This window comes from Corynebacterium pseudotuberculosis (assembly GCF_002155265.1).
GTDB lineage: Bacteria > Actinomycetota > Actinomycetes > Mycobacteriales > Mycobacteriaceae > Corynebacterium > Corynebacterium pseudotuberculosis.
The window spans coordinates 642,762-657,086 of record NZ_CP021251.1 but is presented as its reverse complement, the minus strand read 5'-3'; the positions used below and the strand labels follow the sequence as shown (position 1 = coordinate 657,086).

Sequence of the window (14,325 nt, the reverse complement as noted above, 5' to 3'; positions counted from 1 at the left end):
TTTAGAATCCCAAGAAGCTGCGAATATGGTTTTGGAAGAAGAATGCGAGAGCAGAAAGTCCACCTAAGACCCCCAGCACTATGCCGATGATCTTGCCTATTTGCCCAAGTTTTCCGTCAGAAGAGGGCTTTGCATTATCGGTTGTAAACCGTTCAATTTCCCGTAGTCGGTTCTCATTGTCAGACTTAGTGACTACCGGCTTGGAGCCATCGGACATGCGTGTGAGCACATAATATTCTTTGTAATCACCAGTCGATTCATCCAAGGTTTGCACATAAACGTCGCCGTTTTTGGTGATTAAAAAGTCACCATGTCGCCTGTTAGAGGTCTCGCGACCATTAGCTATGGGAAGGGACTTTTCCACCTTCAAATCTGAGGCATTCAACCAGTTAAGCTTGCCGTTTCTGCCGTCTAGCTGGACGATCTTTCCGTCATGGAAAACCGACCCTGCCCAAAGACCCAGCTCAGAGTCTTGAGAAAGCTTTGTCACCTCAGAAACATCCCGGTCCGCATACTTCAGAATTTGTGCTCCACCTCGACCAAAGTGGGTGGACCGCACAATTTTTTCCCCATCCGTAGACACTCCCAGAAGAGCCGTACGCGCGAGGTATTGGGAGCCCTTCATGTATTTGAAAGCCTCAGCATCAGAAGCCTTCAGGTCAATGGAGAAGAGGAAACCCTTCGTTGCAATGTCATCATCATTCAACGTGATGGCAGTTCCCGGATGGAAGACAAAAGTTCCATCGTTCATCTTCAGGACTTCAGCAAAGTCATCGTCATTAAAGATTTTGGCGTACAGCGACTCGCCGTCAGCAACCTTGCCCTCAAGGACTTCTGAAGTCTTTGGCAGAGCTATCGAGCGCTCGGAAGATTTATCAAAGATGGTGAGATGTCCGCCGTTTTCCCTAGAGGAGTCATCGCCTGATTCCGAGCTAATTGCAAAAAATACGCCAGAATCTGCGTCCACTCCGATTCCCCGGATAGCCTCGGGGACGGTTCCCACGCTGGTAGGCTCCCCAATTCCGTCCTGGGAGACGGTGGCTTTCATGAGCGTCTTCATATCAGAGGAGCCATTGGTCCCCGATGCTGCGTAAAAGAGTTCGCCCGTTTTTTCATTGAAAGCGACCGTAGTCAGCTTGTCTATGGGCAGTTCTTTTGTCGCTATGGGCTTTAGCTCCGCATTGAGAAGCGTTACGCCGTAGTCGGCGGTAACCACCACGACCTTGTCACCATAGGAAAAGGGGCGAGAAAGGTGGTCGTAGTCCCTTGGCGCTGTCCATTTTTGGGCTGCAGTCCGTAATCCCCCCTGATCACCAGCGGGGCGTACACCCTTGCCTTTATATGTGAAATTAAGCGGATCAAGGCCCTCGTTCTCATTATAAAAATCAGAGAACATTTTTACGCCATCGGAGGTCAGCGCGGTAGCGATATCGGACCAGCTAATTTTCCCATCGCTGTCCTTAAACTGCGCCCCTGAAGTATAGAGGTTGACAATTCGGACAGGTTTTTCCGGAGCAAAGTACTGTCCCGTGGCGTATTGCCGTGATCGCACAGTGGCTTCCATGTAGGAGCCCTCTGGGGCTATGACGATTTTGGGATCCTTGATTGAAAGATCGAGCGAGCAATCGTCTTCCACAGGGTCTTTTTTCCCTGTGTTCTTGCAGTACTTCTTATACAGCACCTCGCCTTTGAATTGAGCTTCCAGCTTTGAAGTGGATTCATCAAAAGCCTGAGTGGCCAGGGGGAAGGTGAAGGAGTTATCGGAACGGGCGGCGCCATCGGAAAGCTTGGTAGCACCACCGGTGTAATTGTTAAAGCTAGAACGTATTCCCCAAGACAAGGAGCCCTCAGATGCGGCTTCTTGCGCATATGCAACTGGTGCGAGGGAAACGAGGGAGGATGCCATAACCGTTGCCATGAGGGTGGCCGTATGGCGTCGCATTCGGTTCAACGCAGTTCCTTTCAAGTTATGCAATTTACCCGGTATAAACCGAGCGCACACAACTTTATACCCGACTTTTTAGGCATGCCTAACCTCAATAAAGACGGGGGTAAGTTAGCCTTACCCTCTACAACGGAACTTGCTTGATAAGCTTGGGAAATCAGTGCACCAGGAAAAACTTCTTATTTTTGCATAACAAAATGGTTGACCCCTGCTCCATCAGAGAAAAAGAAAACGGACACCCACAGTGGAGTGCCCGTTAAGGATGAGGCTTTAGGGTTCATAGGGGGCGTCGCCAAGCCGAGGATCGATATGAGCGCCCCGCTCAGCTCCGACGGCTTCACGACGCCGCTTACGTTCAACCCAGAAATCGGCGTTCTTAATGCCCACGGCATCCGGATCAAAGTCCGGCTCCAGCCCAGCCTTCTTTTGTCGGTAATAGTCACGCAGACATTTGAGTGCCGGGACCTGCAGAATAAGTATCCCGATAACGTTAAGCCACGCAGTAGTGCCCACTCCGATATCTCCAAGCGTCCAGGCCGCACCAGGAGTGGAAGTAGCGCCGACGAGCACAGACACAATCATAAGAGACCTCAGGCCCCAGATAATCAGCCTACGTAGGCCTTTGCTGTGTACCCAACGATTCAAATACGCAAAATTGGTCTCCGACAGATAGTAATAGGCAACTACCGTGGTAAAGGCAAAGAACATAATGGCGACCGCGATAAATGACGGACCCAAGCCCGAAGCGACTGAATCAAGTCCCGACTGAACAAATCCCAGCCCCACCGAAACTCCATCAGGCAACGAGCCTTAGTAAATAACCGCCCCCTCTTCACTCTCCCCGGAAAAAACCTTGTACATATTGGTCGAGATAATGATGAACGCCGTCGCAGAACAAACAAAAAGTGTATCCACGTACACGGCAAATGCTTGAGCAAAGCCCTGTTTTGCGGGATGAGAGACCTCCGCAGCTGCCGCGGCCTGCGGCCCCGTGCCCTGACCAGCCTCATTAGAGTAAATACCGCGACGAACACCCCACATGATCGCAGACCCAAATAATCCTGCGAATGTGGCCTCAGCATTAAAAGCCGACTTAAAAATCAGCCCAAAGACATGCGGGATCTGGTCAAAGTTTATAAACAAAATGACAATGGCAACTGCAATATAAATAGCGGCCATGGCCGGCACCACCATCGTGGCAAAGTTTGCGATGCGCTTCACCCCGCCAATAATGATAAGAGCCAGGACCACAGCAAGCACCACAGCGGTAATCTTTACATCCACCCCCCATGCATTATTTACCGCAGCAGCTACGCCATTTGCCTGGATTCCGGGCAGGAAATAACTGGTGGAAAAAATCATCGCAATAGCAAAGACGATGCCATAGAACAGCATAAAAGGGGCCGCCTTGGTGTGACGGTACGCCTTTTCCAGATAAAACGCCGGACCACCGCGGTACTCGCCGGTGTCTCGGTCTTGTTCTTTATAAATTTGAGCGAGGGTACATTCAATAAAAGAGGTAGAGGCACCCAAGAAGGCCACCATCCACATCCAGAACACGGCACCGGGACCGCCGAATGCAATAGCCGTAGCCACGCCAGCGATGTTTCCCACCCCTACTCGTCCGGCAAGGGACATCATCAACGATTGAAAAGAAGAAACACCGTTTTCCGATTTTTCACCGCGTCGTAGCTGACGGAGCATGTCCGGGAGTCCCCGCAACTGCACAAAACGAGTAGCAATGGTGAAGTAGATGCCGGCAGCCAAGCACAAAAACACAAGCGCTGGAGACCAGATTATCGAGTTCAGAGCATTAAGCGCATCAGCCATATAAACCCCTTAGATGTGATTGGCATCTCTTTTTGAAGATTTATATATCATGCACCACGATGGCTCAGAATGCACTGGCTCACAGAAAAACGCCACCATGTGGGGGCAGAGCGTAGTGAAACGCGCCCCCCACATAGTCCTCTCACGCCGTCTAGCGGATGGTCACCTGGCGAGACTTGATGTTCTCTAGCTGACGACGCTCATCGGGGTTCAGCTGAGAGTCATTATCCAGCTCCGCCTCAATCTTCCCGTTCAGAGCCACGAGGTCAGCAGCATAATCCTCGTGGGAGCGCTCAGGATCCAAGTCCCACACGGGGACGGCAAGTCCATGCGTGCGGAAGACACCTGCAAACTTGGTTTCGTCGCCAAGCTTTAGCTCTCCACGAGCAGCAATGCGGGCCAGCGCACGCAGCAGTGTGTCTTCTTCCTCACCACGCACCCATCGGATGTGAGCCTTCTGCCCCGGATTAATCCACCACACGGTTCCCGGCACTTCTGCTTCTACTCGATGCGAAGGCAAGACCGAGTCATTGGCCGCTTGGATCGCTTGGGCGTGCATGGGGCTCACGGCGGTTCCCTCCGGAATCCACCAGTTAAAATCGCTGAACTCAGTGATGTCTATCTGCTGATCGGCGCCTAGCAGCTCATTCAGCTTTGGCTCAGTGCCGTCCGCCACGGCGCGGTCCAAGGTGTCGCCCGGCTTAGCACTCTTTGCCCAGTTAAGGGCATAAGCCAAGTCGCGATTCGGATTGTTGGAGCGGGCTTGGGTCTGGAGAGCGACGAGGATGTCTCCCCCTACCGATTCCTCCCGCACCAGTGCCGCGCTGCCACCAGGCAAAACCGTGCACAACAAAACCTCACCGAGGCCTTCAACCTCAATCTTAGCCACCGCGGAAGGCACGAATTCCTGCATAGCCACAAGATCCGTCTCAAAGGCAAACCCACCGTACGGGCGTGGATCGCGTTCAAATGCCGCACGCTCTGCAGCTCGAGCAGCAAGCTTAGCCTGACGACGGCTTATCCCCTCAGGAAGCTGTTCCTTCTTTTTATTCTTCTTAGCCATGTCACACAACTTACCGCGAGTAGGGCCTCAACACCTCCTCAGGGTTTCTTCACATTAAGACATTCATCCGCCCTGCACTACTTCAAGAGCAATATTGGGATAATCGGTAGCGATCATATCGGCGCCATGATCGAGCGCCCACCGCATATCCTCCCGCTCATTCACAGTCCATATGTATGTTCTTTTACCCTTTTGGCCGACCAACCCAGGGCGCAGCTTTGCATGAGCGATAGAGAGCCCCCGAGCCGTAGGGCGCGATGACACAACATCCCAGGGGTTATAGCGCGCTTCCCATTCCCTCCGCAGGTAAATGGCATCAATCTCTGGAGCAAGGCGGCGTATCCTGCGTATCGACGCATGAGAAAAGGAGATAAGGTGAATTCGCGGGTCTGCGAGCATTCCCCGGTAGCGCAAGCGCATGGCGATGCTCTCTTCTAACATCGCGCCGTAGCGCAGCGGATGTTTTGCTTCCACATAGAGGTGTTTGTCTGGATAGGACAAGACTATGTCTAGAAGCTCATCAAGCGTAAGAATCCGCTGCGGATTATCGCTGGTGCCAATGTTGGCATGGCGCAATTGCTTAAGGGTGGCTGCAGATACTCGTGTCTTCTCCCCAGCAGTGCGCAGCAACGTTCCATCATGGTGACACACCACATGCCCGTCGCTGGTTAAGCGGACATCGCATTCAACCCCATGAATAGGAAGTTCCAGGGCCTTTTCAAAAGCCTGGGCGCTCATCTCGGGATAAGCCGATCTAAAGCCTCGATGCGCGATAATCTGCACGTCATACCCCTATCCTCATCACATCACCTTTCTCCTCGGGATGTAATGCTCTGTCTTATTCCGCCTAGTCAATATCTCCGTGGCTTTACCCCGCAAATAATAACAGTCCCTTTGCCGCCTAAGAACGGAAAGAGAGCCGAAAAACACCTATTGCCTATGCCTTTTCTTTCTTAGGCTACTTAGCACAAAGCCGGGCCCTTCCTAAGAAGAGCCCGGCCCTGCGCCCACTCAAAACACCGCGCAAAACACTGTGTTTTATATAGCGACCACACCAACTATTGCCGCATTGAGCATATTGGTGGCAAAACCAGTGATCAGGGCGATTGGGGCGAGTTTGGCGACTTCACCACGACGCTCAGGGACAAGACCTCCGAGCGCACCGATCTGAATTGCAATAGAACTGATGTTGGCAAAACCAGCAAGGGCAAAAGTGCTGATCATAATGGACTTCGGCGACAGATTCTCAAGGTTCGCTCCAAAGCTGGTGTATCCCACAAACTCATTGATAATAGTCTTCTCTCCGATGAAGGATCCCACCAAATGAGCCTCGCTCCAGGGAACTCCGATAAGCCAAGCAACAGGGGAGAACAGAATGCCAAAGAGTCCCTCCAAGGACCAGCCTTCCTGCCCAAAGAGACTGCCAATTCCGCCAAGAATCGCGGACAGCATAGAGATCGTTGCAATAAAGGCAATAAGCAGACAGCCCACAGCGATGGCAATCTGACCACCGCTCATGGCGCCACGCCCGATAGCGTCGACAACGTTTTTGCTCTCAGTATCGCGAACATTCCGAACATTCGCGTCCAACGTTGTCTTCTCTGTCTCGGGCATAAACGCCTTAGCCACAAGGATAGAGCCCGGCGCGTTCATCACGCTGGCTGCGAGGAGATACTCCAACGGGGCACCGAGCAGGGAATATCCAATGATGGTTGCTCCCGCCACGGAGGCAAAGCCACCCGTCATACATGTAAATAGCTCGGAGCGGGTGAGCTTTTTCAGGTATGGCTGGATCACCAGGGGCGCCTCAGATTGTCCCAAGAAAATCACTGTAGCTGCCCACACCGACTCCACCTTGGATGTTCCCAGCAGCCACTTTAATGCGCCGCCGACGATGTCCACGAAGAACTGGATTATCCGGAAGTAGTACAGCGCACCAATAATCGCTCCGAGGAAGATGATCACCGGCAGCACGTTGAGGGCAAAAACAAAGGAGTTTTCAGTGCTAAAGAGGGAACCAAAAACAAAGGCTGTGCCCTCATTGGTAAAGTCGGTAAGCTTCTGCAGCCCTTTAGATACCGACTTCACTGCGTTAAAGCCCACACTCCACTTGAGAACGAGCAGTGACAGCAAAACTTGTAATGCCAGGCCTACCCCGAGGGTCCGCCAATTAATTTGTTTACGTGCGCGGGAAAAGAGAATGAGCAAGCCTAAGATGGCTACGATCCCTAAAAGTCCCTGAAGCCTTTCCATTATGTGTCCCCTTATAGAGATTCTGGACCGAAGGAATAAGGAAGAATTGCGGCAAAGTCAACGCTGAGGGAATTATCGCCATCTTCCACGATGACGCGCTGACAGTTGAATTCGCGGAGAACCTGACGGCATGCCCCACAGGGCCAGCACGGTTCCCCTGCTTTGCCAACGATTGCCACTGCCTGGATACGGAATGGGACGCCATCACCCGAGTGAGGCTCTCCCCCTACAATTGCGCCGCCTATTCCGTTACGCTCAGCACAAATGGTTAAGCCATACGATGCGTTTTCAAAGTTGCATCCATGGACAAGGCGGCCGTCGTCAAGCAAAAGTGCAGCGCCGACCGGAAAATGTGAATACGGCGAGTAGGAACGTTGAGCAGCAAAACGGGCCTCTGCGAGGAGCTCCTCGTCGGTCCACGTTTTACCTGTTCCCGAGGTCATGCAATCTAACCGACCAGTGGTTGTAACCCCGGAGTTCATATCACCACACCCTTTTACATTTGTGCCTTTAACCCTTGACATTCGTGCTACCAGTGATAATAATCAAGAATGTCAAATCGCACAATAGGTTAAGAGAAGTGTTCCACCACACAATGTGGGTACTCTGGCCGAGTTGCCATATAGCACTTCCCAAGCCTTAACAGCTCCAATGGAAGGTGATACCGTGGCCGAGAAATTCGACGCCGTAGACGTCATCCGCACAAAGCGGGACAACGGGAAGCTAAGCAAGGGACAAATCGACTGGATCATCGATGCCTACACTCGCGGCATTGTTGGCGACGATCAAATGGCTGCCCTCAACATGGCAATATTCCTCAACGGCATGGACAGAGAAGAAATCGTCCAGTGGACCCAGGCCATGATCGACTCCGGCGAGACCATGAGCTTTGCCAGCCTCTCCCGGCCAACAACAGACAAGCACTCCACCGGCGGGGTCGGCGATAAAATCACGCTTCCACTTGCGCCACTCGTTGCCAGTTACGGCGTTGCTGTGCCACAACTCTCTGGTAGAGGACTAGGACACACAGGCGGAACCCTAGACAAATTAGAGGCCATCCCCGGGTGGGAAGCTGACATAGATAATGCCCGAATGATGAAGATCCTCGAAGACCCCGGCTGCGTGGTATGCGCCGCGGGAGCAGGCCTCGCACCCGCCGACAAGAAGATCTATGCGCTGCGTGACATCACTGCCACCGTCGACTGCATCCCACTGATCGCCAGCTCCATCATGAGTAAAAAAATCGCCGAGGGAACCGCAAACCTAGTCCTCGACGTCAAGGTGGGTTCCGGGGCCTTTATGAAGGAGCTTGACCAGGCCCGCGAGCTCGCCCGCACAATGGTTGACCTAGGCCGCGACGCCAGAACCAATATGGTCGCGCTTCTCACCGACATGTCCGTCCCCCTGGGGCGCACCATCGGCAATGCCCTAGAAGTTCGCGAGTCTGTAGAGGTCCTCGCAGGTGGCGGCCCTTCCGACGTCATAGAGCTCACATGCGCCCTTGCGACGGAGATGCTTGAGCTCGCCGGCGTCCATGATCCCGATGTCCACGAAGCGCTTGCCGACGGCCGCGCGATGGACTCTTGGAAGAAGATGATCCGCGCACAGGGCGGCGACCCCGACGCAGCACTCCCCACCGCACGGCACACCCATGAGGTCACCGCCGATCGCGACGGCTATCTCACAGAGATGGACGCCCTCGCACTGGGAGTAGCCAGCTGGCGACTCGGCGCAGGACGCGCACGCAAGGAAGATCCAGTCCAACTCGGCGCAGGCATCGAGATCCATGCAGAGCTCGGCGAGAAGGTATCAAAAGGCCAGAAGCTTTTCACCCTCCACACCGACGATGAGGACCGTTTCAGCCGAGCCCTAGAATCCCTCGAACCCGGCGTAAATATCGGCGATGAGCCCCCGGCACCTCGCCCCTCGGTCATCCTTGATCGCATCAGCTAACAGCACGAGGAACATGCAGAACTTGCAGTGAGCCTGCATTTCCATAGACATTAAGAGACCAATGCCCCATGATTGTCTTGTTTGTCTATGGAAATGCAGGTTTTATGCAGGAAAGAACTGTTCTTGTATGTCTCGCAAGGTATTGGCGGAGTGCGTGAAGCGCTCCATCTCATGATCGGTCAATTCAAGTTCAACCACCCGGTTAATGCCACCCCGGTTAATCACCGCTGGGGTGCCAATATAGATGTTCTCCTGCCCATATTCTCCTTGCAAGAGAGCCGACACAGGGAGTGCAACCTCTTGGTTATGGATTACCGCGCGCGTGATGCGGGCGAGCCCCATGCCAATGCCATAAGAGGTAGAACCTTTGGCGTCGATAATGGCGTAAGCGGCATCGCGGGTTTCCTCGAATATCTTCTCCAGCTCAGCATCCAATCCAGGGTTTTTCTCCAGCTGTCGGCGCATGGATACGCCCGCGACGGTAGCCGAGGAAAGGACCGGGAGCTCTGTATCGCCATGCTCGCCGATAATATAAGCGTGAATCGAGCTAGGAGCGACTTCATAGCGCTCGCCAAGCATATAGCGGAAGCGGGCAGAGTCGAGGACCGTTCCTGAACCGATCACCCGATGCCAATCCAGTCCTGAATATTTCCATGCGGCATAAGCAAGGATATCCACGGGATTAGAGGCGACAAGAAGGATGCCATCAAAGTTATTGGCCATAACCTCGTCCACGATGGACTTCATGATCTTCATGTTCTTATCCACGAGCTGCAGCCGGGTTTCACCGGGCTTTTGCGCAGCCCCTGCACAGATCACAACCATAGCGGCGTCTTCACAGTCCGCGTAGCTGCCTTTTGTGACTTTGGTCCGGGAGGAAGCCCACACAACGCCATGGTTGAGGTCCATGACGTTGCCCTCAAGCTTTTTCTCATCAATATCAATAATGGCCAGATGATCGACGGTCCCCTGATTAACTAGCGCATACGCATACGCAACCCCAACATCACCTGCGCCAATGAGCACAACTTTGTTTCCGACGATATCCTTCATGGCTACCTTCCTTAGTGCCCCACCAAGGGACAATTCTTGTGACTACTCTCTGGGCTTCCATCACAATTATGCCCGTTATTGTGGTTTTATGCCCGATATGATACTTATTTCACACTATTAAATTCCGTTCGGATTCCGTTTCCCATTGATTGCACCCACGGGATCACGTCCCGCGGCCCCGCCTCACGCCCCCACCCTAACAAGTCCTCCGGCAGCACTCCATAGCAAAGCCACCTCAACATCATTGAACTTTGAGGTGGCCGCAAGAAGGAATCAGAACTCAAGCACCGGGGATCCCACAGGCAACGCCGGTGGAATGATGCGGGCAATAGCCAGCCGGGTTTTTATGGAGATATTGTTGATGCATATCTTCTGCACGGTAGTAATGACCGGAAGGCGTCTGGGCTAGCTCCATCACCTCAGTAGTCATGGGGCCAAATCCAGCAGCCTCAAGCTTCGGTCCATAGGCGTTTACAATTTCCCGAGCACGAGCGGCCTGCTCGGCAGCATAGGGGCCGGCCGTGTAAATAGCAGACCGGTACTGGGTCCCCACATCATTTCCCTGACGATATCCCTGCGTAGGATCATGCGCCTCTAATGCCTTAATAACGATCTGATCAAAGCTGACCACGGCAGGGTCATAAACAATTTCCACGATCTCGGTATGGTTGGTGCGCCCAGTACAAACCTCACGATAGGTGGGGTTTGGGGTAATGCCGCCAGCAAAGCCTACGGACGTGGACTCAACGCCTGGAGTCTCCCAGAACATTTTTTCTGCGCCCCAGTAGCAGCCAATCCCCACATAAACTACCTCTTGCCCCTCTTTCCAGGGACCGGTGATGGGGGTGCGCAACACCGCATGCGGACGCGGCTGTGACAACACTGGCTGCGAACCACCTTTGAGTGCCTCGTTATCAGCAACCATCTTCGGCGATGAACCAAACAACCAACCCATCTTCTTCTCCGTTTCTTTTGATATACAACCGCGCAGAACCGCTCGCCCTTGGCTGCGATCTTCCCGACTGTGCGGTTATCTGTTTATACGGTGCACAACCCTTTGTTGGATTGTTTTATTTCCCAATCTGAATTCTTGAACCGTGCTTTCGTCTCCCCCACCCACACACCCGCTGTGTTCCCCCATAGCAAACTTATTGGAATTTCCACAGATTAACGTTGCGATAATCCAGGTTTGCCCTATCATGGGGTCAAGTCGCCTCACGCGCATGATCAAGTTTTTTGATCCGATCACACCTCGGAATGCGCGCGGCACTACACCTCAATGAAAGGACAACGGCAATGGCTAAGTACGAACTGCCCGAACTCGATTATGCTTACGACGCTCTCGAGCCCCACATCGCTGCTGAGATCATGGAGCTCCATCACTCCAAGCACCATGCAAACTACGTAAACGGTGCTAACGCGGCCCTGGAGAAGCTTGCCGACGCCCGCGAGAACGGCTACATCGGCGTTGCTGTTACCGCCCTCTCCAAGGATCTTGCTTTTAACCTCGGCGGACACACCAACCACTCCATCTTCTGGAAGAACCTCTCACCGAACGGTGGCGGCGAGCCAACCGGCGACCTCGCAGAGGCAATCAGCGCTGAATTTGGTTCCTTTGACAAGTTCAAGGAGCACTTCTCTGCAGCAGCCCTCGGCCTTCAGGGCTCCGGATGGGCAGTGCTCGGATACGACCACGTTGGTGAGCGCCTTGTCATCGAGCAGCTTACCGACCAGCAGGGCAACATCTCCGCTAACCTCACCCCACTACTCATGCTCGACATGTGGGAGCACGCTTTCTACCTGCAGTACAAGAACGTAAAGGCAGACTACGTCAAGGCAGTATGGAACGTGTTCAACTGGGAGGACGTTGCAGCACGCTACGAGGCAGCTACCAAGTAAATGCTCCTGCTGAATAAAAAGTAGACAGCATCTTAAGATGCCGCGCCCCTAGGTTTGAGCCACACCGCTCACCTAGGGGCTTCGCATATCTCAACTAAGGAATAGACCAGACAACTCTGAGCGCTACAAGCCTCCTCATTTACTCGACAGGACATAAAAGGACGGAAAGAACTAAGTCAATGGAACACTATTGTTCAATGGCTTGAACTTAAAGATACTACGCGCATAAACTCGCTGCAAGTATTATTTGTAGTTTTCTATCCGGGAGGTTCTATACCAATATGTCCAACACATCAACCAAGGTCAGCGTCCTCGTCGGCAGCCTCCGCGAAGGTTCTTTTGCACGCAAGATCGCACTTAATGCCATCGAGATGCTGCCTAGCGATTGGGACGCCAACATTCTAGAAATCCGCGATCTGCCACTCTATGATGCAGATTATGACGATCCCGCTATGACGTCCAAGCCACTTCCAGAGGCCTACACAACTTTCCGGGAAGAGCTCAAAGCGTCAGACGCCGTCCTCTTTGTCACGGCAGAAAACAATCGCACTATCCCAGCTTGCCTCAAAAACGCTATCGACGTCGGCTCAAAGCCCAACAGCGATGTGGCATGGACAGGACTCCCCGGAGGAATCATCAGCCATTCGGTCGGACGCATGGGCGGTTACAGCTCGCACAAGAACCTCCGTCTCGCGCTCTCTTACTTTGCGATGCCACTCACCGGCCAACCAGAGGCATTCATTGGCCAGTCCAATACGCTTATCGACGATAATGGCTCCATCTCCAACGAGGACACCCGCGCATTCATCCAGCGCTACCTTGACACCTTTGTGGAACTAGTAAAGACGAATCCGCGTAAGCGCTAGCCACAAGCATCGGCCCCAATAAACGTCTTGGCGCTCAAGAGCAATCGAGCGCCAAGACGCAACAGTAATAAAGTTGCAATAAAGCTGCGGGCCCCAAACTTATCTTCACAGAGGTAGATACCATAGGAGCATGTCTCCGCCAGTGCCATTGCCTGCCTCTGGGCGGGAAGGGTTACGCCGAGGTAGCACCGACTACCGGAGAGCCGTACTCGCCTCCCTAGCCGCAGGGCTTGCCACATTCAATGCTTTGTATTGCACGCAAGCTATTCTCCCCACGCTTGTAACAAGTTTGAATGTAAGCCCCACAACGGCCGCGCTCACTATTTCCGCCACAACAGGGGCCTTAGCAATTTGCATAGTTCCTATTTCTATCTTCTCGGAACGGTTTGGGCGTGGACGAGTCCTTGTCATCTCTGCGCTTTTGGCCACAATGCTGGGATTGTGCCTTCCGTTAGCTCACTCTATATGGGTCCTTATCGCGCTTCGCGCCATTCAGGGAATTTTCATTGCTGGAGTCCCGGCGGTGGCAATGGCGTGGCTTAGCGAAGAAATCCACCACGAGGACCTGGCCAAGGCCATGGGAATCTATATTGCAGGCAATACGGTAGGAGGGCTCTCCGGCCGGCTGACCCCCGCGCTGCTCCTCGATATCACCACATGGCGATGGGCTCTGTTTGCTACCACCCTGTGCGCCCTCATCATGGCTATAACTATGGCAGTCATGTTGCCTCAACAGCGTCGGTTCCAACCACGGACCTTAAGCATAAAGCATGAGCTCACAACGATGCTCGCACACTGGACCACGCCCTCCCTGTCACTATTATTTGCTACTGCTTTTATCGGCCTCGGCATTTCCGTTTCGGTGTACAACTACATCGGATTCCGCATGATCCATACATTCCAGCTTTCCGAGGCTTTGGTAGGCACTGTATTCCTCATGTATTTGGCAGGAACCTGGAGTTCCGCTCGCGCAGGCATTTGGGCCGGGCGCATAGGGCGCGGTCGAGGAATGATGTATGGAGCGCTTGCCATGCTATTAGGCCTAGCCCTCATGCTCTGGAACTCCCTTACGATCACGCTTATAGGACTGTTCATATTCACAGCAGCGTTCTTCCTTATCCATTCCATTGCATCCGGCTGGGTGGGTTTAATAGCTACAACGCACCGAGCAGCGGGCGCAAGTATGTATCTGCTCAGTTATTACGTTGGGTCTTCCGTTGTGGGATGGCTATCTGGTTATGCTTTTGACGCGCTGAGCTGGCATGGTTTTATCGGTTGGCTCAGCCTGTGGACCATAGCGCTTTTAGGCATCGCAGTTGCTTTACGACGCCTCGCGACCTGACTCGTTTTATCAATGTCTTCCGGAGCCAATACGCTCCTGCAGGCGCTGCACGTGCGACTTTTCTATTGGATTATCCAACTGCCTACATAATCCATAACAAATCCACGAGCCCTTGTGATAC

General features: G+C 53.2%; 11 protein-coding genes and 1 pseudogene. 4 read left to right on the top strand and 8 right to left on the bottom strand.

Annotated features, from left to right (window positions below):
- Nucleotide 1: 1 nt before the first annotated feature.
- From CpATCC19410_RS03175 to CpATCC19410_RS03150, 6 genes and pseudogenes are all read right to left on the bottom strand, one after another.
- On the bottom strand, nt 2-1,942 hold the full coding sequence (locus CpATCC19410_RS03175) for an HtaA domain-containing protein (RefSeq protein ID WP_227985919.1): 1,941 nt from the start codon (nt 1,940-1,942) through the stop codon (nt 2-4).
- A 273-nt stretch (nt 1,943-2,215) separates the two neighbouring features.
- Nucleotides 2,216-3,775: pseudogene (locus CpATCC19410_RS03170) on the bottom strand (alanine/glycine:cation symporter family protein).
- A 151-nt stretch (nt 3,776-3,926) separates the two neighbouring features.
- On the bottom strand, nt 3,927-4,838 hold the full coding sequence (locus tag CpATCC19410_RS03165; RefSeq protein WP_013242845.1) for a DUF5926 family protein: 912 nt from the start codon (nt 4,836-4,838) through the stop codon (nt 3,927-3,929).
- 63 nt (nt 4,839-4,901) lie between these two features.
- Nucleotides 4,902-5,621 (bottom strand): glycerophosphodiester phosphodiesterase, encoded by a 720-nt coding sequence (locus CpATCC19410_RS03160; protein WP_013242846.1) that lies wholly within the window; start codon nt 5,619-5,621, stop codon nt 4,902-4,904.
- 255 nt (nt 5,622-5,876) lie between these two features.
- Nucleotides 5,877-7,091, bottom strand: coding sequence for a NupC/NupG family nucleoside CNT transporter (locus CpATCC19410_RS03155; RefSeq protein WP_013242847.1), 1,215 nt, complete (start codon nt 7,089-7,091; stop codon nt 5,877-5,879).
- A gap of 11 nt (nt 7,092-7,102) precedes the next feature.
- Entirely contained in the window at nt 7,103-7,573 is a 471-nt protein-coding gene (locus CpATCC19410_RS03150) for a cytidine deaminase (protein WP_014401455.1), read from the bottom strand.
- A gap of 184 nt (nt 7,574-7,757) precedes the next feature.
- Here CpATCC19410_RS03150 and CpATCC19410_RS03145 point away from each other — a divergent pair, with 184 nt between their 5' ends.
- The gene (locus CpATCC19410_RS03145; RefSeq protein ID WP_013242849.1) at nt 7,758-9,044 is read left to right on the top strand and encodes a thymidine phosphorylase; all 1,287 of its coding nucleotides are present in this window, start codon (nt 7,758-7,760) and stop codon (nt 9,042-9,044) included.
- A 102-nt stretch (nt 9,045-9,146) separates the two neighbouring features.
- Here CpATCC19410_RS03145 and CpATCC19410_RS03140 read toward each other — a convergent pair whose 3' ends face one another.
- Nucleotides 9,147-10,097 (bottom strand): L-lactate dehydrogenase, encoded by a 951-nt coding sequence (locus tag CpATCC19410_RS03140; RefSeq protein ID WP_013242850.1) that lies wholly within the window; start codon nt 10,095-10,097, stop codon nt 9,147-9,149.
- A 280-nt stretch (nt 10,098-10,377) separates the two neighbouring features.
- Nucleotides 10,378-11,052 (bottom strand): peptide-methionine (S)-S-oxide reductase MsrA, encoded by a 675-nt coding sequence (msrA, locus tag CpATCC19410_RS03135; RefSeq protein WP_013242851.1) that lies wholly within the window; start codon nt 11,050-11,052, stop codon nt 10,378-10,380.
- 341 nt (nt 11,053-11,393) lie between these two features.
- Between msrA and CpATCC19410_RS03130 the strand changes: the two genes are divergently transcribed.
- From CpATCC19410_RS03130 to CpATCC19410_RS03120, 3 genes are all read left to right on the top strand, one after another.
- Nucleotides 11,394-11,996 (top strand): superoxide dismutase, encoded by a 603-nt coding sequence (locus tag CpATCC19410_RS03130; RefSeq protein ID WP_013242852.1) that lies wholly within the window; start codon nt 11,394-11,396, stop codon nt 11,994-11,996.
- Between the two features lie 281 nt (nt 11,997-12,277).
- Complete coding sequence (locus CpATCC19410_RS03125; RefSeq protein ID WP_013242853.1) at nt 12,278-12,862, top strand: NADPH-dependent FMN reductase; 585 nt, start codon at nt 12,278-12,280, stop codon at nt 12,860-12,862.
- A gap of 130 nt (nt 12,863-12,992) precedes the next feature.
- Nucleotides 12,993-14,204, top strand: a complete 1,212-nt coding sequence (locus tag CpATCC19410_RS03120; protein ID WP_013242854.1) for an MFS transporter — start codon at nt 12,993-12,995, stop codon at nt 14,202-14,204.
- Nucleotides 14,205-14,325 lie beyond the last annotated feature (121 nt).